This window comes from Bacillus sanguinis (assembly GCF_018332475.1).
Taxonomy (GTDB): domain Bacteria; phylum Bacillota; class Bacilli; order Bacillales; family Bacillaceae_G; genus Bacillus_A; species Bacillus_A sanguinis.
In genome coordinates, this window is record NZ_BOQB01000086.1 from 1 (window position 1) to 22,205 (window position 22,205).

Sequence of the window (22,205 nt, forward strand, 5' to 3'; positions counted from 1 at the left end):
TACTTCTATGAATTAAGTAAGAAATATGCTGCCACTACATTACGTAAAAAGAAAACAGTAGTTCAGCAGTTTTTAAAATATGTGTATGATAATAACGGACTCTCAGACAACTTTAGTAGTCGCCTTAAAAAAGTATCCGTAAAAAAAGAAGAGCTAGTCAATCGTGACCTTTATCCAGAAGAAGTTACCCAGATATTAGATGAACTGAAAAAATCCAACTATTTTGTTTACACTGCATTTTTCCTGTTAACTACAACAGGACTACGAATCGAAGAAATCGCAACTGCTAAATGGGCAGATTTGGTCTTTCATTCATCTTTAAATGCCTATCTACTTCGTGTAGTTGGTAAAGGGAATAAAAGTAGGGAAGTTCGTATCTTTGAAGATACATTGGATGCTTTATGCCATGTTCGAAGTTTACGTAAACAAACAACAAAACTAGATGCATCGAATACCTCCGCTTTTCTCCCTAAAGCTGATGGATCAAATTATAGAGCAGACTATCTATCTTCTCTTGTGGCAAAAAAAATTGAAGAAACAAATTTAACTTTTCTGCGCTATCGACAGGATAGAATTACTCCTCACACTTGTAGGCACTTCATGGCTAATTACTTAATGGAAAAGGGTATTGAATTAAAAAAAATCAGGGACTATTTAGGACATGAGTCTATTATGACGACGGAACGTTATTTAAGAGAACGTACAAGACGTCAAAACTTGGCCACAATAGATATTGGAAATTCATTATTTTAGTAAGTATATATAATAGGAAGATTCTCGATTCGATGTGTCGATTTTAGGAGTTAAAATTTCAATTCAATTCGGTTCTCGTTTTCAGTTTGTGAATTCTTCACATACATTTCACGAATTTCAAAATCGATATTTAGGAAATATCCCTAAAAACAACAAATGCGATTGCCTCTACTGAGACAATCGCATTCGAATTATTTAAGGCTCAACCCATTCCACTTCCAGGATCAGCCATTCTAGCTAATAATTGTTCTGAATCTTTTTTCACTAATTTGTTTGGTTGCTCTTTACTACCAGCAGCGGTGTAAACAATTCCTGCCGCTAAAACGATACTTGTTAATATAAATAATATTTTCTTCATATAGCACCACCTTCGTACATTATACCATTTCCATTAAATTCTACCACTATTTTTTTAGGGAATCTACAATAGAAGCGATTCCCAGCGCACTCTAGTAGCATAATTGACTTTTCAATTAAAGAAATATCATTCTTTGCTATCCCTAAATAGCAATATTGCATCGGTGTGAGCATACCATTTTTCTTTTCTATATCATTCAGGATTTCAACTGCTTTCTTGTGATTCCCTCTAATAATTTCTAAAAAAGATTTTTCTGCAGAATGATATATATCAATATTCTCCAATTCTTGCTTATTCACTAACTTAATAAAAGCATAGGTGTTAAGAATTGATTGCTTTCTTTGTTTTTCCCTTTCAAAATTACATGGTCCTAACTGCTTTAGTGCCTTCTTCATATACCAAGATGCACTATCATAACAATCAAAGGTATATGATTCTGCTATATAAGCAAGTGCTGATGCTCTTAAAAGGTGGAAACAATTTTTAGGATCATCTATCGCTAAAATTTCCTTACATAATTTCCTAGACATTTTAAGGTTATCTTGTACTAAATAGGCATAAGCTAATCCTTCTTTAATCCTACCTAAATAAGATGACTTAATAAAACTATCGGTAATTGCATTAATATCTGGAAGCAACATCTCGGCATACTCGAACAGAGAATTGTATTTTTCTAAATCATACATAGTGTAGTAAGTTAATATACCACATAAGACCTTCATCTCGATTGTCTTAATTATCTTACTCCCCTTATGGTCTTCAAGCCTGGATAACAATTCCTGCTTTTTAATCGTCCCGTTACTTCTAAGTAATACCATTTCATATACATAAGCCCACTCTCTATTCATTGCGAGTGAAGATTTTCTCTCTCGATCTACTAATAACATGAGAAGTGATAAGTCACCTTTTGCATTCGCATATTCCATGGCAATCCTCAAGTTTTTCTTACTTGTTGTGACAGAACAGAAAGTGTGTAACATCTTTCTCTGTTTATGAAAATCACTCGGATATAATATATTCAGTAACTTGATTAAATTCCAAAATCCAAATTGGTTTTTTCCAGTTAAATTTTTAGAAAGAGTTCCAGGAGAAATACCAACTATTTTTGCAATATCTTCTTGATTTTTTCTTTGGAAATCAATTTCATCAATAATTCTATCCAAGAATTTCTTCAATGTTTGTTCCAAAGTTTTATCTTCTTTCTTAAGCATTTCGTTCATATTATTTCCCCTTCTAAATCTAAAAAAGAATGCTGCAATATCTCTTATTATATTATTCCAACCTAATGTTAGTATATGGTATTTTACCATAAGCATATCAAAAAATGTGTTATTTGTAGTTGTTATAATAGTATAACTGCATATGCAATTATGCATAAGTGTATCAAATGGCAAACTAAAAGGAGTCGAAGATGTTCGACTCCTTTTTTTACTTATTTTTTAATTTCAGCAAACTTATAGTTAAATTCTCCACCAAAGTCGTTTGTTATAATTCCGTTAATAGAAGAACGCTGTAAGTATGATCTGCCTGATTGATAAAATGGTGCGACCGCTCCATCTTCTAATAATATTTTTTCTGCTTGTTTCATTGCCTCCCAACGAGCAGTTTCATTACCAGCTAAATCTGTTTTCACTTGATGAATTAGTTCATCATATGCCTGATTTGAATACTTATCAAAGTTATAGCTACTATCTGTCGCGAATATATCTAAAAATGTGATTGGATCAGGAATATCGGGAGCCCATACATCAACACCTAAATCATAATTACTATTTAGTAGCAATTGAATTTGTTGTTTGCGCGGCTGCGGCTTCACATTGACCGTTAATCCCTCTAAATTCTTTTCTAATTCACCTTTTAAGTACTCCGCATTCTTTTTAGCAAACACATTATCACTTGTAAGCAATTCTAATGTTACCTGTTCTTTCCCAAGTTCTTGCTTTGCTTTCTTCCAGTTTTCCTTCGCTGCTTTCACATCATCTTTTACTAATTTTCCATTTTCCTTTCGGAAGTCTTTTCCGTCCGAACTTGTAGCAAAATCGACTGGTATAAAACCGTCTGCAGGAAGAGAACCATTATTCAAAACTGTATCTACAAAGGCTTTCTTATTCATTGCTTGACTGATTGCCAAACGAACATTTTTATTTTTTAATACTTCATTCTTTTGATTCATACGTAGGAATTGCACTGTAACTTCAGAACGTTCCTTGAAGTCGGGATTCTTTCTATATTTATCTACAAACTCACCTGTTAGTCCTACACGGTCAAGCTGACCTGATTCATATAGATTTATTTCTGTTGATTTATCTTTCACAATATCAAAGTTAATCTCATCTAATTTCACTGTTTTAGAATCCCAATAGTTAGGATTCTTTTTCAACTGAAAACCTTGTTCATGCTTCCAATTATCCAATGTAAACGCTCCGTTATAAACCAATTTGCTTGCTTCTAAGCCATACTGCTTTGCTTGTGATTCAAAATACTTTTCGTTAATGGGTAAAAACGTTGCGAACGTTGTCAATTCGATAAAATAAGGGACAGGCTTCTCTAATTGCACCTCTAATGTTTTATCATCTATTGCTTTTACCCCTAACTGATCTACAGGTAGCTCTTTACTATTAATTCTCTTTGCATTCTTTATATCAAAGAATAGAAATGCATATTCTGCTGCTGTATCAGGATTCACAGCACGTTTCCAAGAAAACGCGAAGTCAGCAGCTGTTACAGGCGTTCCGTTTGACCATTTCGATTCTCTCAAATGAAACGTGTACGTTTTTTTATCCTCACTTACGTCATAAGATTGTGCCACTCCAGGAATCAATTTATTATCTTCTCCTAGTGTGTACAGACCTTCAAAAACATTACGCATTACATTCATTGATTCACTATCAGTTGCCTTTGTTACATCCATTGTTGGGATCTCCGCTATATACGGTAAATTAATGGATTGTTTTGTTTCATTCTTGTCAGTTGCCTTTGCTGTATTTTTAGTCTCTTTCTCTCCACTACAAGCAGTTAATAGAAAACTAGTACATAAAACAGAAGCAACAACCGATGTAACCTTTTTAAACATCTTACTTTCTTCCTCTCTACATGTATGGTTTATATAATTAAATTATCCGTATATGGAATTTTACAGAATATCAGAAGAGAGTTTTCCATTCTCTAAACTTATTTCAGCATCTATTCTCATATATGTTGCATCTAATTAATAAACCACTTATCACTTTAATATTAAAAACGTAGCACTCTAAAGATTGTTGTGTCAATCACTAATTAATAATTTAAACGTGGTATGTGAAATTATGTTGGTAAAATAGACAGAATTATTCTCAACAAATACGAATACCCAAGTTATATTTAAAAACTACACATTAACTAGTATATTTAAATACCTGAATGTATTTCTTATTCATTGTTACTTGTTGGTATTTTCTTTAATTTAGGTGTTTCAGACCAAATTATCTTATGTGCCATGAATACTACGAAGGAAAAATAAACTACATATCCAATAGAAAAAATCATGAAATTAAAAACCGTTCCTCCAATATCATCTGGGAAAGTATTCAAAAGAAATCTAAAAGGAACATTATTAGGGTTAAGTATTACAGGAAAGAAATATAGCCAAAAACCTATTGTAACGATTACTTTTAACAACAAACCAACTTTATTCATCTTAATTCCCCATCCTTTCTCGCCTCTTTTTATTTAATAAAATATTTAGTTCCCTCTAATTTACCTACTAAATTCAGCCTTTCTCTTTGAATAAGGGAAAGGCTAGCAACTCGACCGCCCTCAAAATATACAATTACTTATTTAAGTTTACCATTTTTATCCCCTTATCATCTACTAACATAGAGGAATACAGTAGGAAAGAACTAGTAAAACTAAATGAAGATGTATTGTGTTATTTTCTCCACGGCACTCATCCTTAAAATTCCCAACAGGATTTCTTTTTGTCTGATGCATAGATTATATTCCTATGTTACCTTTAAAATAAATATATATTTCTCTATGGTTTTTTTGATTGGAGATTACCTCCCAACAAAGTAACTTCTGGTAACAATTTTGCACCCGTCATATAATGTAAATATTAATCTCTAAAACTAAGATATGTGAAATTACAAACTCAAATGGAGGATTCTTATGGATATATCCTTGAAAATAAGCAAGTCTCAAGATCCGCATAATACAGCTGTTAAAAACATTTCTTCCGTATTTAAAAAAGGATGGCTTACAAGTTATGATTACAAAAAACAAAAACCCACTCACTATCAAAGTCAACGAGCACCGGGGAATCTTTTCACAGCACAGACTATAAAACCGATTCTATATCTAACAAAATTGACTCACGCTGCTTTATATGAGGATCATAACCTAGTATCCTCTTTTCTAAAAAAAGAGGATACAGCCTGGAAAGAAGTTTTAAAACACAATGAAAACGGTGGTTTATGCATTTATGCAAGTGTTTTACTTTACTGTTTATTATTAGAATCAAATGAAATATCCAGAAATAAATTATCCTTTATGCAAGGCTATTATCACCATGAATTCCACGATCAACATATACTTAAAAATATGTATCAAAACGGTGCATTCGGACTTCATTCTTATATTCTCTATGAAGGGTACGTAGTTGACACTACAATCCATCAAATTGCCTTTAATTATTATCCTGGTGAACACAAAGAATTTAATTTTATCGGTGAAATCACCGGTGGTATTAACCTATATGGATTTAAAGAAACAAATAAAACTGTACATAAATATGCGAAAAAGTTTGCTAGAGATGCCGATATGACTATTGAAACTTGGATTAACTATCACCAATCAATAATGAATGAATACATTTCAAATCAAATTTCACTTCTAAATGATAAAAAGGACTCATGATTCATTCAAAGAGTCCTTTTCTTTCCCGATTTCTTTTATTCTTATTTTTCATTATGTACCATGTACCTCCTTTATTATATAAGCAGCTCTCCTATAATAAGAATCTAGTGAATTATATGCGGTACTTTAAATTTTTTTCAACTCTTAATAGTATCTCTTTTTTATCTACCACTAACGGTAGTGAAAACACAGCTGTATTTTCTAAATCTTCTCTTCTATATCTTATTAGCGATTGAATCATTTTTTCACATTACGTTTCATACTGTTAAAATCGACTTATATCATATAGAAGCAGATAAGACCAATTCAACTTAGGTATAGCAATCAAACATTCGCTACGGCTCACCTCTTCCATATACACATCATATGTGTTTTCTCGTACCTTAAAAGTATGTCTCTTCATGCGAAATTCTCCTTTTCAGTTATAATATCTTTCAAGTTAAAGATTGGACACCATTTTCCCAGGATACAATTCCTCCATTGCTTCGACAGTAAATATCCATTCTCCCCTTTGCTTCCCTTCGGGTTTATAATATTTCGCTTTCCCGTCTTTAATTAATCTATTTAACATATCACTATTTTTCAATCTATTTAATTTCATATGTAAGCTGTCAAGTGAAACTCCCAAACGATCACACGCTTCTCTTGGTGTCATAATTTCATCTAAAGTAAATAACATTCTCTCATCTCCTATTTCTGTTATTTATAAGTAACTCTACTTCTTATTTTATGTTATTTACAACTAACATTCCAGTTTTTTACATATAATTTTACAAAGTTTTTACAAGGGATATGCTATAACATGGCGAAAACAAAAAATATAATCATATCGTTTTACTTCTATTTATAAAGGAGATGGAGAAATGTATTTTTCAAGCGAAGAACACGAACGGAATTACATTAAATTATTAGATGCTAAAAAAATTGAACCTGGTGATGATCCTGAATACGAGGCAGCTTTCTACATAACTGCACATCCTGAAATTCACAATTGTTTTGATTGGAATTTATTTAAGACAGAATACTCCCCATTAGGTGCATTGATTTCTCCTGAAGAGGATATAAAAGGAGTAAATCCTGGCGCGCTTACTGGAACAACACTACCACTTGTTAAAGCTGGACAATCATTATTTAACGGATATAAAGTAAATTTATCGGATTTACCTTTATATAATGAAGAACTTTTCCAAGTGTTTTTTCAGGCATGTAAAATAAGATGGCGTGTAACTTTATAAAAAATTCTATTTAATAAAAACTTAGATCGAGTTTTTTCTATTTTTGTTGCATACGATACAACAGCTTATTTAAAAACCTGTTGTATCCATTAATCAGTTGTGCAATTTCTTGTTTTGAAATAAACTTTTCTAATTTATTTCAAATACCCTTTATAAAAGAACGTAGGTTCGTGTATAATAAAAAAACGAACCTACGTTCTTATTATATTTAAGGGGGAATCAGGGTGTATGACTATTCAATCCTACCAAATAGAATCATCTTATGTGTTGATTTACGAAGTTTTTACGCTTCAGTAAGCTGCATCAAAATGGGATTAAATCCTATGCATACCAAATTGGCTGTAGTAGGTGATGTGAATAGAAATGGTTCAATCGTTCTAGCTGCAACACCCCCATTAAAAGCGTTGGGTGTAAAGAAGATGGCAAGGCTCTACGAGATTCCTCGTCGCAAAGATATTCTAGTTGTAAATCCAATTATGGGGACTTATATTAAATGCTCCAACTACATAACAAAGTTAGCTTTGCAATACGTTCCTTATGAGGATTTTCACCAATATAGCATAGATGTTCTGTTATGCTAAAGTAAACCAAAGAAAATGGTTTACTTTTTTTATTTATAGCTTAGCAAGAAGGTATTTTAATAGTGTACTAGAAAACTTTTGGTACACTATTTATTAAAACTAGCAAATGAGGTGAGAATTGTAGGGTGAAACATGAAAATACGTATGGATTAAAAGTAAAAAAAGCTAGTAATGGACAAATTTTAAGATATTTAATTGTAGAGGACGGTATTCCTGTACCAGAAGTATGTTTATGGCTTGATTTTGTCTCAATAAACAGCTATCTAACAGGAGAAAGATATGCTTATGCTTTATTACGATATCTTAGATATTTAAAAAGGATAAATATCCATTATAAAGATGTGACTAAACAAAGAGTAATAGAAGAATATGTGAAGCAACTTTTAGGATTAAACGAAAAAATTTTAAATGTTGATACGAATATGACATATACTGCTGTGAAAATGAATGTTAGCGTTTTGAAAAGTTTTTATTATTGGTTAGAAGATAACATGAAGGTTATGCATAATCCTATCACTTATGAAAGTAAAGATATAAAAAATATTAAATTTAAAGAAATAAAATTTTTATATGGTCAGATATGGGAATTCAATGTAGAACAAACCATTTTAAGTAGATTAACATATAAACAAAAAAGGAATCATCTAAAGTGGTACAGTGAAGAAGAAAAAGAAAATATTTCTAAGTTTTTACCAACATTGCGCGATAAATTAATTTTTCAAATTAGTGTTGAAACCGGTATGAGAATAGGTGAAATATTAGGTTTAAGATTAGGGGACTTTGATCCCCATAATAATTGGTTATCAGTCATAAAGAGAGACAACATTAAAAATCAAGCTAAAGCAAAAACGAAAGAAAGAGATGTACCGATATATGAAACTCTTTCTGAACAAATACAAATATACAAAGAAAATGAACGAAGAAAATCAGATATTTATTATAGTGAATATTTATTTTTAAATCACAAGGGAAAGTATAAAGGAGAGCCATTAAAAGCACGTAATTTCTTACATATTTTAAAAAGTGCTGCTGAAAAATCTGGGATGAAACGTTCCGAAATTCGAACACATAGTGGACGAAGCACTAGGGCCCAAGAATTGGTTGAGATTATGAGAGAGCACCCAGAATTAGGTGTGACGGAGGGATTAATATTAGAAGAATTAGGTTGGTCTAGTGTGAGAAGTTTAAAAGTATATGAGAAAGGCTACACAAAAAAGCAGAGAAAAAAAGTAATGGATAAAATTAGAACTATAGTAATCAAGCAGAGTGATGAATAGGAGCGAACAATGGCTAATGTAAAAATATTAAGGAACATATCACCAACGCAGGGTATTTACGAAATTAATGGTTATGAGATTAAATTGTATTGGTCAAAAAATTTATATTTAGATAACCCAGGTTTTACCCCTATGGAATGTTTAGAAGTTTTAGTGAATGACATAGAATATGCTTTAGAAAACAAGGATATAAAACTATTTAAACGTGCCATAAGGAGTCCATTACTAGCAAATAATGTATTGAATATCGCAGAAAAGATTTTTTACAATGAGTTTTCAGATCTTTTGAAGTTGATTTATAGGGAATTTTATTCCAAAGCAAAAGTAATTAGTAAGCAAGGAATTATTAAATTTTTAATTGGGGAGCATATCCATACTGGAAACCAGAATCATATTATAAAAGAAAATATAGAATCATTTTATACTCAATTAAAAAATGATTTAAAAAATGCTTTGGTTGATTTACGAATAAAAGGTGTGAAAAGAATTTTAAATTCATTTCCAGATTATATGAGAAGCAAACTTTTATACACTGACTTGAAAGAAGTTTGTTCTAATTATCTAATTCGACTTGGAAAGATATATATAGATGAACACTTATTTTTTAATAGAAAAAAATTTGGGATTTTTGCATTAGGAATTAGTGATATTAACTCGCTTGTTATGAACAATATAGATTTTCGATATTTTATACAGCCTATCTTTCAACAACTAGAAGCTTATTTAACAGAAAAATTGAAAACACATAAATATTCTTTCTCTGATGATATTTGGCTAATTATTGATATAGATATACAAATTCCAATAACCAGAAAGTTGGATTGGACATTTTTAGATGGTCTAATAAAAGTAGAGTTAAAAAAATACCTACATGCCCATATACAAATGGGAGAGAATTTGAAAGGCGTTACTAGAAGATTTAGGTATATTCAAATGCTAGGAGTAGCATTGAATAAAATACAATACAATAAATACTCTTCTTTCTTAGATATAGATGTAATTCAAGTACAACAAATTATTGATATTTTACAACAGATACACAGTAGAACCGGTACCAATTATAATATTAAAACAATACAAAGCTGCATCTCTGAATGTAGACTAGTATTTGATTGGATAGTTAAAAAGAAAGAAAAAAATTCTATAGACAATCCTTTTAGAGCGATAATTCTACATAATGTAGAAGCATTTTCCGAGAGCACTTCCTATATTCCTGAAGAAGTTATAAAGATGTTAAAAGAAAAGCTAAATGAGCTACCTCGATTTGTTCAGGCTGCATGGACTATTATGATGAACACGGGAATTAGAATTAGTGAAGTTATTAATTTGAAAGAAGATTGCGTTATTTATGACACTAAAGATAGTGTTTATTACCTTAAATTTATTCCGCATAAAACTTTACAGTATCGAAGAAAACTTGGTCTTGAAGATTATCATTATCTTCCTATTAATGATACAAATTTAATAAATGTTATTAATCAACAAATTAAAGATACAAAAGATTTAAGAGAAATTAACAAAGAAAATAAAATATTTCTAAAAAATACACCAAAGGGAGTTAAACTATATTCTAATCAAGAAATATCCCGTGCAATTAATGGGTTAATTCATAAATATAATATATGTGATCGAGATGGAGTATTGTGGAAATATACTCATCATCAATGTAGAAAAACTGTAGCTGTTAATTTGTTTACAAATGGAGCAACTGTAGAGGAAGTCAGCGATTGGCTAACACATTTAGATTCGAAATCTACTATGAAACATTATCATGATATTGAACTTATGAAAATTGCTGAATTAGATGCTGAATACTTCGACATTATGTTCAGTAATTTAGATTTAGATATTAAGGATAGGTATAGTCCATCAGAATTTAAAAATTTAAAAGATGAAATTATGCTTGGATCTAGAAATACGCCTGAGGGGCACGGAACCTGTATAAAACATGTATCATTTGGTCCATGTCACAAAAAGAAATGTGTAGGATGCAAAATGTTGATAACAGGGCCTCAGAAGTTGTCCATGTGGAAAACACTATATAGCGAACAACAAACTTATTTAGACGAATGGATAAAAGTTATGATTGAAAATAAAATTGATGACTGGAAAGATTATAGGGAATATCAAGCAGAGATAAATTTATTACAAATATACGGTGACACAATTCAAAAACTAGAAAAGTTTATAAAAGAGAGGTTATCGGAAGATGAACAAAAGCGTTATCTCCACAATTAGTACAGTTCCATTATATGATGACAATCTAAGACAACGACTTATAGATAAAATTCCACAATTGGGAGACTTTGATTTTACTGATGATGTTTGGTATTACAATCACAAACATAAGGATTCAAGAGCTAAATTTTACTATGTAGTAAGATTTCATAAGGTCAATGAACCCTACAAAAGTTTATTAAAATATTATGCATTAATTAAAAACCATTCTATTTTCGGCATCCAACAAAAAATATATTATATTACAGCCTTTATACATTTTTTAAATGAAAACTATCCAGGAATAACGATAAAAAATATAAATCGGGATATTATTAATGCGTATGAATACACAATTAGTATTGATAATAACTACAAGCCAAATATTAAAAGTGCCCTCTATAGAGCAATTAGCGATTTTTTTAAAAGCCTTAAAGGGTTTCCGGAGCTCCCTAATACTGTTCCAACAAAATCTATAAATCCTTTTAAACAGGTTCAAAACCCTCAAAATAGGACTATCCCCCCTGCTGCCATCCAAAAGATGGACAGAATAATGAAAAATATGGACGTGAATATTCCTCTAGAATTTCGTACTTTTTATTGGTTAATAAGATCATTCCCAAATAGAGGAACTGAGATATTAAGTATGAAAAGAAATTGTTTAAAAACTTTTTATAGCGAATATACAATTAGCATTCCTACCTTTAAGCAAAATGGCGGTTATCATGAACCTGAAATGAAAGCGATACCAATTATTTATTCTGGGCATGGAAAATTTGTGGTGGAACTAATTAAACAATTAAAATTACAAACTGAAAAACTTTTGATAAATTATCCTTTAAACGAGGGGGATAAAAAAGATTATTTGTTCATTGGAAGATATCTGACACTACATAATGATAGTAATGGTAATGTGGATATTAGATATGATAAGAGATATAAATTTGTAAGAAATTTAAACAATATTACAATGAATAGATACCTAAAAAGTCTTGCTGTAATTATTGGCATTGTTGATGAAGATGGAAATTCATGTACTGTAACGTCTCACCAGTTCAGGCATAATGCAGTTACAGATAGAATGTATCAAGTTGGTTACACCATGGAACAAATAGTCAAGTTAACAGGTCATAAAAATATAAACATGCCCTCTCATTACTTACATCAATTAAAAGAGAGACAAAAAGAAGTTCATTTAAATATGAGTGAACTAAACAATGGAAAAAATAATGCAGTATCATTTAAAGGAAGAATTATGAATCTTGATAATCAAACGATAAACTTCTTATCAAAGGATGTAAACAAATACTTAACATGGGAAGCAAATGGAAAAAAGGGTGTTGGAATATGTGGTGATATATCTGGGTGCAATCCTAAAGGCACTTCTATACTTTTTGAATGCTATGCATGTGAATGGTTTATTCCAAAAGCTGATTATTATCATGATTACAAAAAGGAACATGAGTACTGGCAAGCTGTAATTGAAAGGGTTGGTACGGATACAAGAAGAGCCTCTCAATTGGAAAATGCCATACGCAATGTTAGTTATTTAGAAAGAATAATCGAGATATGTGAAAAAGGTATAGAGCAGTATCAAAAAGATAATGTAGATAAATGAAATCTAAAATTTATTGAAAGATAGAGGGAAGCAAGATGAATACAGGGCTTATGCAATACCAAGAGAAAAAACGACAAGAATCCATTGAGAAAGTAACGTGGGCTATTCAGACTTTACAAGATTTAGAAGGAGAAGATGCTATTATTCGATCTGAAAAAATCATAGAAATGACAGGACTAAGTAAAACGGCTATTTATAAACCGCATTTGAGAACACTATGGGATCAGCAGTGGATAGGAACGAATATTGACCTAGATAATATGATCAGTAAAATACAACATAATAGAAAAGTTGTAGAATTAGAAAAAGAGGTGGAACGTGTCAATAAACAGCTAGAAAAAGCAGAAAGAAAAATGACTAATCTACAAAAGAAATTAGAGCTAGAAACCTCTAGAAGTCGAGTATTTATAAATGAGTATGAGGAACAAAAGAAAGAAAATGAAAAGCTCTTATACAAATATTTGAAATTATTAAGGGCGCTTCATGTTCGAGGGATAGAAGTTGATGAATTATTAGAGAATTAACTTGAATATATGAGATAGTGTAAATCTAATAGAAGAGACCAGTTTGCGCATAAACTAGTCTCTTCTATTTTCCTTATTACTTGTGACGAAACAGGTTCGATATTTGTACTACAAGTCTTTCTCCATTATTACGTAAGATTTACGGTCTTTTGTAAACCTACAATTGGATTCTTCTAGCTTCAATTTTTTATAGAAATTTACTTTATTCTCTCCAGCATTACACCAAATTCTTTTCACGCCACGGTTCTTTGCTTCCTGTATTAGATAGTCTAACAATGCACTTCCGTATCCCTTACCTTATTCATGTGGAAGATTTAAAATTTTTCAAAATTGACCTTCTTCATTGATTATGCAAAGGGAAATGACAGAAATCAGTATGTCCAAGATTTAGCGATTACTTGCAAAATTCATTTAATCTTTTTGCACCAGAACCATATAGGCCAACTACAGCTTCACAGTTGGCCTAAAATTATATAGATTTTTTTTTATTTCAAAACGATTTTATCTCAACTCGTTATCCAAAGGTACAATGACTTCATCTAATGTCTTTCTCCACTGACGCTTCATTTCTGGTCCGTATTTCAATGGTTTTGCATCTGGATGTACAGCTTTATACTTATCAAATTGCTTGCTGTTGATGATCCCCCCAATATTTGGAATAGGATCCATTCCTATCACATATTGAATCGCAGATGTATGTAGCTCATCTTCTTCTACAAACCAAGTACTCGCAAAATCTTCAATCGCCTTCTTACGTGTATTAGTGAAAAAGCGTCGTTTCACTCCAAGAATATCTTCCTCTGAATCTATTTCTTTGGAATCAATAGCATTTAAAATTGCACGGTACACGCCTTTAACAATTTCTGATTTCTTCAATTTTTGCAGTGTTTTTTCGATATCGTCACGGATATTCTGATTATTGGCTGAGTATGTTCCTAATAGTCGGTCAATATAGGTTGAGTCAATATCATAGATTTTAATTGCATTTTCTCCATAGAATTCAATGTCTGAGAAATCTGCCTCCGGTCCATCTTGGCCCCCTTCATCTACTAATGAACCCTTAATCGTGTTGTATACACCAATATATTCTTCTAAGGTATTTACCTGTTCTTGAAGTGCTGTTGATTTCTCCATATCATCGTTGTAATCATCATATGTAACTAAAGCTTCATAGGCATTGTTTAGCCCTTGGAAAGCTTTCACAAATTCAATCCGGGTTTCAAGAGGTGAGTGCTCGTTAATATCAGCTGCATTGGGAACTAACGTTGTTAATACTTTGTGAGCCTTTTTAAAACGTTTCTTCGATTCAACATAAGTTGGATAAACAAGATTAGATTCTTCTTGTGCTTCAGAATATAACTTCGTGGCATCCTTAACATTTTGTTCCATTGTCGAAGGTTTCCGGAATGTCACAATCAATCCTTTTGTCTTTCCTGGATAGGTACGATTGGTTCGAGAAAAGGCTTGGATTAAATTGGCATAACTTAAATTTCGATCCACAAATAATGTTTGAATCGTTGGTGCATCGAATCCAGTCAATAAGCGGTCTACAACAATGACTAAGTCAATTTGTTTTCCAAATTCCTTGAATTCTGCTTTCTTACGAGCCAAGCGATTGTTGATATCGCCATTATATCGTTCAATATCCTCTATCGACCAAGCAGTACGATAATAGTCGTTATAGTCCTTAATAATATCTTGCATTTCATCTTGAATTTGTTTAGCATTTTCCTCGTTTTCTTGTATCGAATAGGTGATAGCAATCCGTGGGAAATCCGGATCTTCAATCGTACGCCCCGTTCGAATCGGATGCCCAGCAAATTCTTTCGTCAACCACTCTGGATCTTTAGTCATTTCCTTGATCGCCTGATAGTAGCGTTTCGCCATATCAATAGAATTTGTTGTTAAAATAGCAGACTTTTGAGGACGACCATTTTGAAAATCAAATTTTGTATAGGCATTATCTGGTCGGAAAATCTTACGAATGACTTTTTGAATATGAATATCCTTTTCGAAAGAAGATGGTTCAAGATATGCTTCCTTTTCCATACTATCCATTTGATCAATAATGTCATTAATTTTATCATCACTACAATGAGCGTATTTTTCATTTTGACGCAACTTAGCAAAAATATGATTATTTAATGATGTTGGCTCAACTGTATCCTCGTGCTCAACTTGAAATCCTAAAACTGCCCCATCGTCTAACGCGTTTTTAATGGTATAAGTATGTAAGACTTCGCCATATTGATCACGAGTAGTGCGAGCTAATCGACCTTTAGCTTGCTTTTTATTTACATCAAATATCGGCGTACCCGTAAACCCAAACCATGTAGAATTAGGGAAAAATTCTTTAATCTCTTTCATTCCTTCTGCACTTAATGCTCGATGGCATTCATCCACGACAAAGACAATATGTTGCCCCAGTAGTTTCTTAAAACGGTGGGTTCCTTTTTGTTCTTCTTGTCTTTGGGCATAGCGCAAGGCAGCTTCTAATTTTTGACGAGTGGTAATAATCACTGTATTAGAATTAGAATCAGAAAGTAGAGTATCACTTAGCTCTTTCGCACTTCCGGTTCCGACAATTAAGCTATTAGACTTGGCATTACCAGAAGAAATACCGGTATTAAACTCGGAAGCAAATTTAGTGAATTCCGTTGTAGTTTGATTATCCAAGTCTTTTCGATCAATCAGCATAATCGTACGATCCACACCTGGTTTACGGGCCAATAGCTTCGTAGAAACAAAACTTGTCAACGTCTTTCCTGAACCAGTCGCATGCCAAACATATCCTGATTCATGTTTCGTAGTAGATGTAAACAAGGCCTCAATCGCATGAATTTGATAAGGGTGTAAGACCATTAATGCTTTATTGTCTTGATCCTCACTCACAATTGTATAATTAGCAATTAACCGATGTGCATCTGGAATATTTAAGACTTGTTTTACAAATTCATAGAGATTTTCTACTTTTCGATTGTCTGTTGTTCGCCAGCTAAAGATAAATTTTTTATGCATGTCTTTTGGCAGCGCATTGGCAAAATAGCGAGTCGTTTGTTCATTGGAAATGACAAATAACTGAAGAGTAGAAAAGATATTATTTCTAAACATTCCTTCTTCTGCGTATTTCTTGATTTGATTATAGGCTTGGAATACACCGTCTTTGGCACTCACCTGTTTCAATTCAATTTGAACAATTGGCAGCCCATTGATTAAGAGTGTCACGTCAAATCGGCGATCACGACCATCAACGTTTGCATTTTGTTTCGCAATCTGATGAACGACTTCGTAAGTTGAGATTCCGCCACCAATGTCTTGGTTAGAATACAAAACCAACGACATCGCCCCCAGTGAAACATCTTCACGTTCAATCGTAATACGAGCAATTCCATTCTCTCCTTTAAGCCATCTAGCGGCATCAAAAGGTGTCTGTGTTTTCGATAGTAATTCTGTTTTAATATTGTCAAATTCTTTATCAGAAATTGGATGTTCTCCAATTTCTGATAAGTTATTTTGTGTAATCTTTTGACGCAAGTTCTTCCATAGATCTTCTTCCGATTTTAAATCTGGACGATAATTCCACTGATTATGCCCTTCTCCTAACACTTCAATCAGTCGACGTTCCACTTCAGCTTCATCTTTATGTGGTATCTTTATCATTTTTTCCCCCATCTACTTACTTATACAAACATCTTTTGTAAGAAAGCTTTTTTCGTTTCTTTTAAAGCATCTAATTCACGCTGCTGAAGAGAAATAGTGTCGTCTAGTTGCTTGAAAAAGTTGCCGATTTTGATTTGTTCCTCAACTGAAACGGGAATAGTTGCACTCATTTTAGCAAATTCTTTCATTCCAATGCCTTTAGCAGTACCTCCAGACGCATTTGCCTTTAATTTAGTTTGAAATAATGGACTTCTTAATAATTGGGCTAAGAAGTTATTGTCTGTTTTTTCTGTTGAAGTTTTAAATGCAACTGCCCGCTGATTAAGAATGTATCCATTGTCATCTGGCACTTGAGCAACATTACCTAAAGGAGCCTCTGTAGTAAATACTACGTCTCCTTTTTCTAACCTTTCTTTCCCCATCCATCGTTCAAATAACGTCTGATCTCCATACTTCGCTTCAACTTGCTTGTCAATGTACCCATTTTTTACGTTTAAAGCAGATAAAACCAAATATCCAGAATTTCCCCACCTCATTCCAAACTTAGCTGGGCTTTTCCCCCTAAAATCTAACACTTTTTCTATAATATTATTAATTAGTTTACGCTCTTTCCAATCTCCAGTAAATCCTGGAAAACGAACCTCTGGTACGGACTCGCCTTCTTTTGGAAACATTTTTTGCAAGAATCCTTGTTTTGTTTGCTTGAGGGTGGTTAATTCTTGCTGATGAAGAGCGATAGTCTGGTCGATTTTTTCAAAAAAATCCCCTATTTTTTTTTGTTCTTCCATTGTAGGAACTATCAAAGGCATCTCAAAAAATGTTTCCGAGTGAATTCTTTTAGCTTTTCGAGAACCATTAGCAATTGTTCCTTGATATAGATAAAATTGTTTTCTTGATACGTGTTCAAGAAAGAAAGATGAGTTGAGGTTTTCTGCTATATCAAACGCAGGTGAATCTAATGTTGATTCATATCCATCTAGCTTATCAGGAATAATTCCAAAAGCTTGATGAAGGAAATCTAACTTCCCATAAATAAATTGTCCTGCTTTGCGAATATAGTATTTGGTTGCTTCACTTCCTTGATAAATTTCATTTTTGGGAACGACGCCTTTTCCCCAAAGTTTAACGGTTAATTTTTTTGCCTCAAGACCATTTGTTCCTGAAATTCTACTTTCTGTCAAAAACTCTCCAATCTTACGCTCTTCCCAATCTCCAATATATCCAGGAAATCGAATTTCTGGTGTATGATTATTTTTCACGATTAAACACCTCTAATGCGCCATTAATCCATTCTGCATTTTCTTCATCAAATTGTAGCGAAGAAATCATGTCATATAAGCTAGATTCTAGTTCTGCTTTTTCTTTTCGAATACCTTGAATTGTTGAGCCGATTGTAGCCATATCAACAGGTTCTTCTTCTTCAAAGATATCTACGTAGCGCGGTATATTTAAATTGAAATCATTCTCCTTGATTTCCTCAAAGGTAGCAACGTGGGCATATTTCTCCACATCTTCACGCTTCTTATATGCTTCAATAATTTTATCAATATTTTCTTTAGAGAGTTTATTCTGGTTTTTTCCTTTAGTAAACTCATTACTTGCATCAATAAATAACACATCACGAGTGGTACGATTCTTCTTCAAGATTATGACTGTTGTTGGAATTGATGTTCCAAAGAATAAATTTGCCGGCATACCAATAACAGCATCAATACTGCCATCTTCTAGTAATTTCTTACGAATCACACCTTCTGCAGCTCCACGGAACAGTACCCCATGCGGCAAAACGATTGCCATTGTTCCCGAATCTTTCAAATGATAGAATCCATGTAAAAGAAAAGCAAAGTCTGCCTTTGATTTTGGTGCTAACTTCCCGTAACGGTTGAAACGAGAATCATCTAAGAATGTATCATCTGAAGACCATTTTGCTGAGTATGGTGGATTCATAAGGACGGAATCAAATGTATATGGCTCATCTGTGGGCCAATCTTTGTTCAACGTATCCCCATTGCGTAAACGCATATCTTCTCTATCAACACCATGTAAAATTAAGTTCATCTTAGCTAGATTATAGGTCGTTGTATTAAGTTCTTGTCCATGATACTTTACACCATCTGGATGGTTAATATAGTTGCGAATATTCAACATCAAGGAACCTGATCCCATGGTTGGGTCAAATACGCTAAACAATTTTTTGTCTTCTTGACCAATTGCAGCAATACGAGCCATCATGTCAGATACCTCATGAGGTGTATAGAATTCTCCAGCTTTCTTACCAGCTTCTGAGGCAAATTGACCAATCAAGAACTCATAGGCATCCCCAATGACATCACCATTATGTCCTATCACATCGATATCATTTAATTTCTTCAATACTTCCGTAATGGTAATGTTTCGTTGTTGATCATCTGATCCCAGTTTTTTTGATTTCAAATCCACATCATCAAACAATCCATTAAATTGATCATATTTCGTAGACAGATCGATAAAGGCTTTATTCAAGTCATTCAACTGAAACGTGTTTTGTTTAGCTTGATTAGTTAATACGTTGAATAAATAAGCTGGTTCAATATCATAGCCTAATGTATCCACTAACGTTTCAATCAAGTCATTTTTTATATCTTCATCTGCTAGTGATTCTCTATACAATTGAGTTTGTTTTTCTTGTGTATTGTATTCTTCTAGCGATTCATCTGCTATTTCAACTACCTTTTCTAATAACTTATCAGATAAGTATTTGTAAAAGATCAATCCTAATAAGTAGTTTTTGTATTCTGATGCATCCATTTTGCTTCGCAAGTTGTCTGCGGCACTAAATAATTTTGCGTTTAATTCAGCCATGTTGTGTTCCTCACTTTTTCTATTATTGGTCTAATTGCTTCAATACTTTTAAATACAGTTGCTCTTCAAGTTCTGCTTGTTTCTTTGCCAAAGCTTGGCGCTTTCTCAAAAAGAAATAAGCTTTTCCAATCGTTCGTTGTTTCTCAATACTTGGTAACTTGATTTCCAACTCTTTTAAAATTGCTGGAGTTAATTTTGGTACAGTACTTCCTTGCATAGAAATTGCCATTTGCTTTTTCATTGAGTGTGATTCATTCAATGCATAACATAAATAGCTACTATCCAAATAATCATGTTCAATAATGAGTTTCGCAAAATTTTGGTTTATGATCTTCCCTTTGTTTAAGTCACTCACTATCCCAGCTTTGGAACTAACAAAGCTGAAAACAACATCTCCGGCACTGCTCAAATATTTGTCTTTATGATTTAAATTTCCACTATAAGAACTAGCTTGTGAATCAAGAAATAATCCGTCTAAATCATTCATTAAATCCTCGTACGAATAAGCAACTAAAGTCAGATTATTTTTCCCTCTAGAAAGGTTTCTTCCTATTCTAACTGTTACGATATCTTCAAGTTTCATATCCCGGCCTCTTCAGAAAAACATTTCTTTAAAATTACTTAATTACCATTGCGATTAAATCATATCACTCTGAAAATACTCGCTCAACAATTATACGTAATTTTTAAGAATTACACAAAATAATTGTTAGATGATTATTAAGTCTCATCAATTCTGGGAAGTTGTGAAAAAGATGAACAAACTTACATACAGGAGATCATTTTCTCAAAAGAATACAGAAATAAATTACAGATATGTAACAATCAACGTAAAAACAATAAATAACTTGTAAAACTTTTATAAAGATATTATTAGAAGATAAATAGTGTATTAAAATAAAAAAGACATTGACAACTGAATAGATGAATTTCTGATGGACGTTACTGATAGCATTCATTTATTTGCTAACGATCCATATGAGTTCGCTTTAAAATTTAAACGTGAAATATATGAACATACACGAATTGAATGTACGATTGGAATTGCTCCGAACCCTTTAATGAGTAAGGTTGCTTTAGATATCGAAGCAAAGAAGAATAAAGAAGGAATCGCTCATTGGAAATATGAAGACGTCCCAACAAAATTATGGAGCATACGCCCCCTTAATAAATTTTGGGGCATATCATATAAAACGGAAGAAAAGTTAAATCGAAAGGGAATACATTCAATTGGGGATTTAGCTAATTATCCTCTAAAATATTTGAAACAAAGTTTCGGAAAGATCGGAGAGGAATTGCACTTACATAGCAATGGCATCGACTTCAGCCGTATTTCGGAGAAATACGTCCCTGCTACAACTTCAATCGGGAAAAGCCAAATTCTAATGCGTGACTATACAATAGAAGAATTTCCGATTGTTCTACTAGAGCATATTGAAGAAGTCTGTTATCGCCTTAGAAAACAAAACAAACTTGCTCAAACCGTTCATTTTTCTGTTGGCTATAGTAAAAGTTATAACGGTGGTATTAGCAAAACACATACTTTAAACCGGCCGACTAACTTAACAATGGACATTTATAAGATTTGTACATACTTTTTACATCACCAGTATACTGGTGAACCCATACGCAGTATAAACATTTCTTTAACAAACTTACTACAAGAAGGAGAAGAACAAATTTCTCTTTTTGATAATGTCAGGAAACGAGAACAAGAGGTGAAGTTAACAAAAGTAATGGATGAAATACGTACAAAATTTGGGAAGAACAGTATTTTACGAGGGATTTCCTACACGCATAGCGCTACAGCTAGACATAGAAACACACTAATAGGAGGACACAGATCATGATTAACGCTAATATACCAAAAGGAAGAGGTATGGTGAAATTCACTCCATTCGCAGCGATGCCAGAGCAATTCGCTGGTATCCGTGAAATTATTAAAGAAAAGACGAAGGTAGAACGACCTACATTAACTCAGGATGAACAAGAACGAATTGAGAACATGCTCTTATGTTCATTAGTATCAGAAGAGGAAATAATGATTACATATTATGAGGATGGTTATTTGCTCTCTAGTTATATGACCGTTGTTGATATTGACCCGTCAAATAGCGCTGTTGTATGTACAGATGCTTTTTATAACAAGATGAAATTGCAATTCGCTAATATAGTAGATGTAAAATAGAATAAAATGCTATACTCACGTTTGGATCATTATTATGAAAATACGTTAGTTTTTCAGAGT

The 22,205-nt window shown here is 32.6% G+C and carries 18 protein-coding genes and 3 pseudogenes; 10 read left to right on the forward strand and 11 right to left on the reverse strand.

Annotated elements, in window-relative coordinates; genetic code table 11:
• Positions 1-753: tyrosine-type recombinase/integrase (locus KI369_RS11390; protein ID WP_212956015.1), on the forward strand; the 753-nt coding region annotated here is incomplete at its 5' end.
• 202 nt (positions 754-955) lie between these two features.
• On the opposite strand, the gene KI369_RS11395 is transcribed toward KI369_RS11390, so the two are convergent.
• The 4 genes from KI369_RS11395 to KI369_RS11410 form a co-directional block, all read right to left on the reverse strand.
• Complete coding sequence (locus tag KI369_RS11395; protein WP_000721800.1) at positions 956-1,111, reverse strand: hypothetical protein; 156 nt, start codon at positions 1,109-1,111, stop codon at positions 956-958.
• Positions 1,108-2,331 carry an AimR family lysis-lysogeny pheromone receptor gene (locus KI369_RS11400; RefSeq protein ID WP_212956016.1) on the reverse strand — a complete coding sequence of 408 codons (1,224 nt, stop codon included), beginning with the start codon at positions 2,329-2,331 and terminating at the stop codon, positions 1,108-1,110. The genes KI369_RS11395 and KI369_RS11400 overlap by 4 nt, the downstream gene beginning before the upstream one ends.
• A gap of 212 nt (positions 2,332-2,543) precedes the next feature.
• Positions 2,544-4,184 (reverse strand): peptide ABC transporter substrate-binding protein, encoded by a 1,641-nt coding sequence (locus KI369_RS11405; protein WP_000475303.1) that lies wholly within the window; start codon positions 4,182-4,184, stop codon positions 2,544-2,546.
• Positions 4,185-4,519: 335 nt separating this feature from the next.
• Positions 4,520-4,786 carry a hypothetical protein gene (locus KI369_RS11410; protein ID WP_001045035.1) on the reverse strand — a complete coding sequence of 89 codons (267 nt, stop codon included), beginning with the start codon at positions 4,784-4,786 and terminating at the stop codon, positions 4,520-4,522.
• Between the two features lie 471 nt (positions 4,787-5,257).
• On the opposite strand from KI369_RS11410, the gene KI369_RS11415 reads away from it, so the two are divergent.
• Positions 5,258-6,004 (forward strand): hypothetical protein, encoded by a 747-nt coding sequence (locus KI369_RS11415; protein WP_000355316.1) that lies wholly within the window; start codon positions 5,258-5,260, stop codon positions 6,002-6,004.
• Positions 6,005-6,269: 265 nt separating this feature from the next.
• Here the strand turns inward: KI369_RS11415 and KI369_RS11420 are convergent, their stop codons facing one another.
• Positions 6,270-6,407 (reverse strand): YueH family protein, encoded by a 138-nt coding sequence (locus KI369_RS11420; protein ID WP_154698455.1) that lies wholly within the window; start codon positions 6,405-6,407, stop codon positions 6,270-6,272.
• Positions 6,408-6,443: 36 nt separating this feature from the next.
• Positions 6,444-6,683 (reverse strand): helix-turn-helix domain-containing protein, encoded by a 240-nt coding sequence (locus KI369_RS11425; protein ID WP_000899536.1) that lies wholly within the window; start codon positions 6,681-6,683, stop codon positions 6,444-6,446.
• A gap of 184 nt (positions 6,684-6,867) precedes the next feature.
• Here KI369_RS11425 and KI369_RS11430 point away from each other — a divergent pair, with 184 nt between their 5' ends.
• The 6 genes and pseudogenes from KI369_RS11430 to KI369_RS11455 all read left to right on the forward strand — a co-directional run bounded on the left by KI369_RS11430 (position 6,868) and on the right by KI369_RS11455 (position 13,456).
• A complete protein-coding gene (locus tag KI369_RS11430; RefSeq protein ID WP_000273950.1) occupies positions 6,868-7,239 on the forward strand; it encodes a DUF2538 family protein in 372 nt (123 codons plus the stop codon).
• Between the two features lie 224 nt (positions 7,240-7,463).
• A pseudogene (locus KI369_RS11435) lies at positions 7,464-7,814 on the forward strand (Y-family DNA polymerase); the annotation flags it as partial.
• Positions 7,815-7,945: 131 nt separating this feature from the next.
• Positions 7,946-9,097 carry a tyrosine-type recombinase/integrase gene (locus tag KI369_RS11440; protein ID WP_017561196.1) on the forward strand — a complete coding sequence of 384 codons (1,152 nt, stop codon included), beginning with the start codon at positions 7,946-7,948 and terminating at the stop codon, positions 9,095-9,097.
• Positions 9,098-9,106: 9 nt separating this feature from the next.
• The gene (locus KI369_RS11445) at positions 9,107-11,335 is read left to right on the forward strand and encodes a tyrosine-type recombinase/integrase (RefSeq protein ID WP_033695616.1); all 2,229 of its coding nucleotides are present in this window, start codon (positions 9,107-9,109) and stop codon (positions 11,333-11,335) included.
• The gene (locus tag KI369_RS11450; protein WP_033695614.1) at positions 11,307-12,932 is read left to right on the forward strand and encodes a tyrosine-type recombinase/integrase; all 1,626 of its coding nucleotides are present in this window, start codon (positions 11,307-11,309) and stop codon (positions 12,930-12,932) included. Before KI369_RS11445 ends, KI369_RS11450 begins: the two co-directional genes overlap by 29 nt.
• Positions 12,933-12,967: 35 nt before the next feature.
• Complete coding sequence (locus tag KI369_RS11455) at positions 12,968-13,456, forward strand: DUF6262 family protein (RefSeq protein ID WP_017562275.1); 489 nt, start codon at positions 12,968-12,970, stop codon at positions 13,454-13,456.
• 108 nt (positions 13,457-13,564) lie between these two features.
• On the opposite strand, the pseudogene KI369_RS29820 reads toward KI369_RS11455, so the two are convergent.
• The 5 genes and pseudogenes from KI369_RS29820 to KI369_RS11480 all read right to left on the reverse strand — a co-directional run.
• Positions 13,565-13,741: pseudogene (locus KI369_RS29820) on the reverse strand (GNAT family N-acetyltransferase); the annotation flags it as partial.
• Positions 13,742-13,957: 216 nt separating this feature from the next.
• The gene (locus KI369_RS11465) at positions 13,958-17,116 is read right to left on the reverse strand and encodes a type I restriction endonuclease subunit R (RefSeq protein ID WP_017562276.1); all 3,159 of its coding nucleotides are present in this window, start codon (positions 17,114-17,116) and stop codon (positions 13,958-13,960) included.
• A gap of 20 nt (positions 17,117-17,136) precedes the next feature.
• The gene (locus KI369_RS11470; RefSeq protein ID WP_017562277.1) at positions 17,137-18,375 is read right to left on the reverse strand and encodes a restriction endonuclease subunit S; all 1,239 of its coding nucleotides are present in this window, start codon (positions 18,373-18,375) and stop codon (positions 17,137-17,139) included.
• Entirely contained in the window at positions 18,365-19,957 is a 1,593-nt protein-coding gene (locus tag KI369_RS11475) for a type I restriction-modification system subunit M (RefSeq protein ID WP_017562278.1), read from the reverse strand. Before KI369_RS11475 ends, KI369_RS11470 begins: the two co-directional genes overlap by 11 nt.
• Positions 19,958-19,979: 22 nt before the next feature.
• On the reverse strand, positions 19,980-20,540 hold the full coding sequence (locus tag KI369_RS11480; RefSeq protein WP_017562279.1) for a restriction endonuclease subunit S: 561 nt from the start codon (positions 20,538-20,540) through the stop codon (positions 19,980-19,982).
• Between the two features lie 337 nt (positions 20,541-20,877).
• On the opposite strand from KI369_RS11480, the pseudogene KI369_RS11485 reads away from it, so the two are divergent.
• Together KI369_RS11485 and KI369_RS11490 are read left to right on the forward strand one after the other, a co-directional pair.
• Positions 20,878-21,807: pseudogene (locus KI369_RS11485) on the forward strand (DinB/UmuC family translesion DNA polymerase); the annotation flags it as partial.
• Positions 21,804-22,145, forward strand: a complete 342-nt coding sequence (locus KI369_RS11490; protein WP_212956017.1) for a YolD-like family protein — start codon at positions 21,804-21,806, stop codon at positions 22,143-22,145. The pseudogene KI369_RS11485 and the gene KI369_RS11490, both read left to right, overlap by 4 nt.
• Positions 22,146-22,205 lie beyond the last annotated feature (60 nt).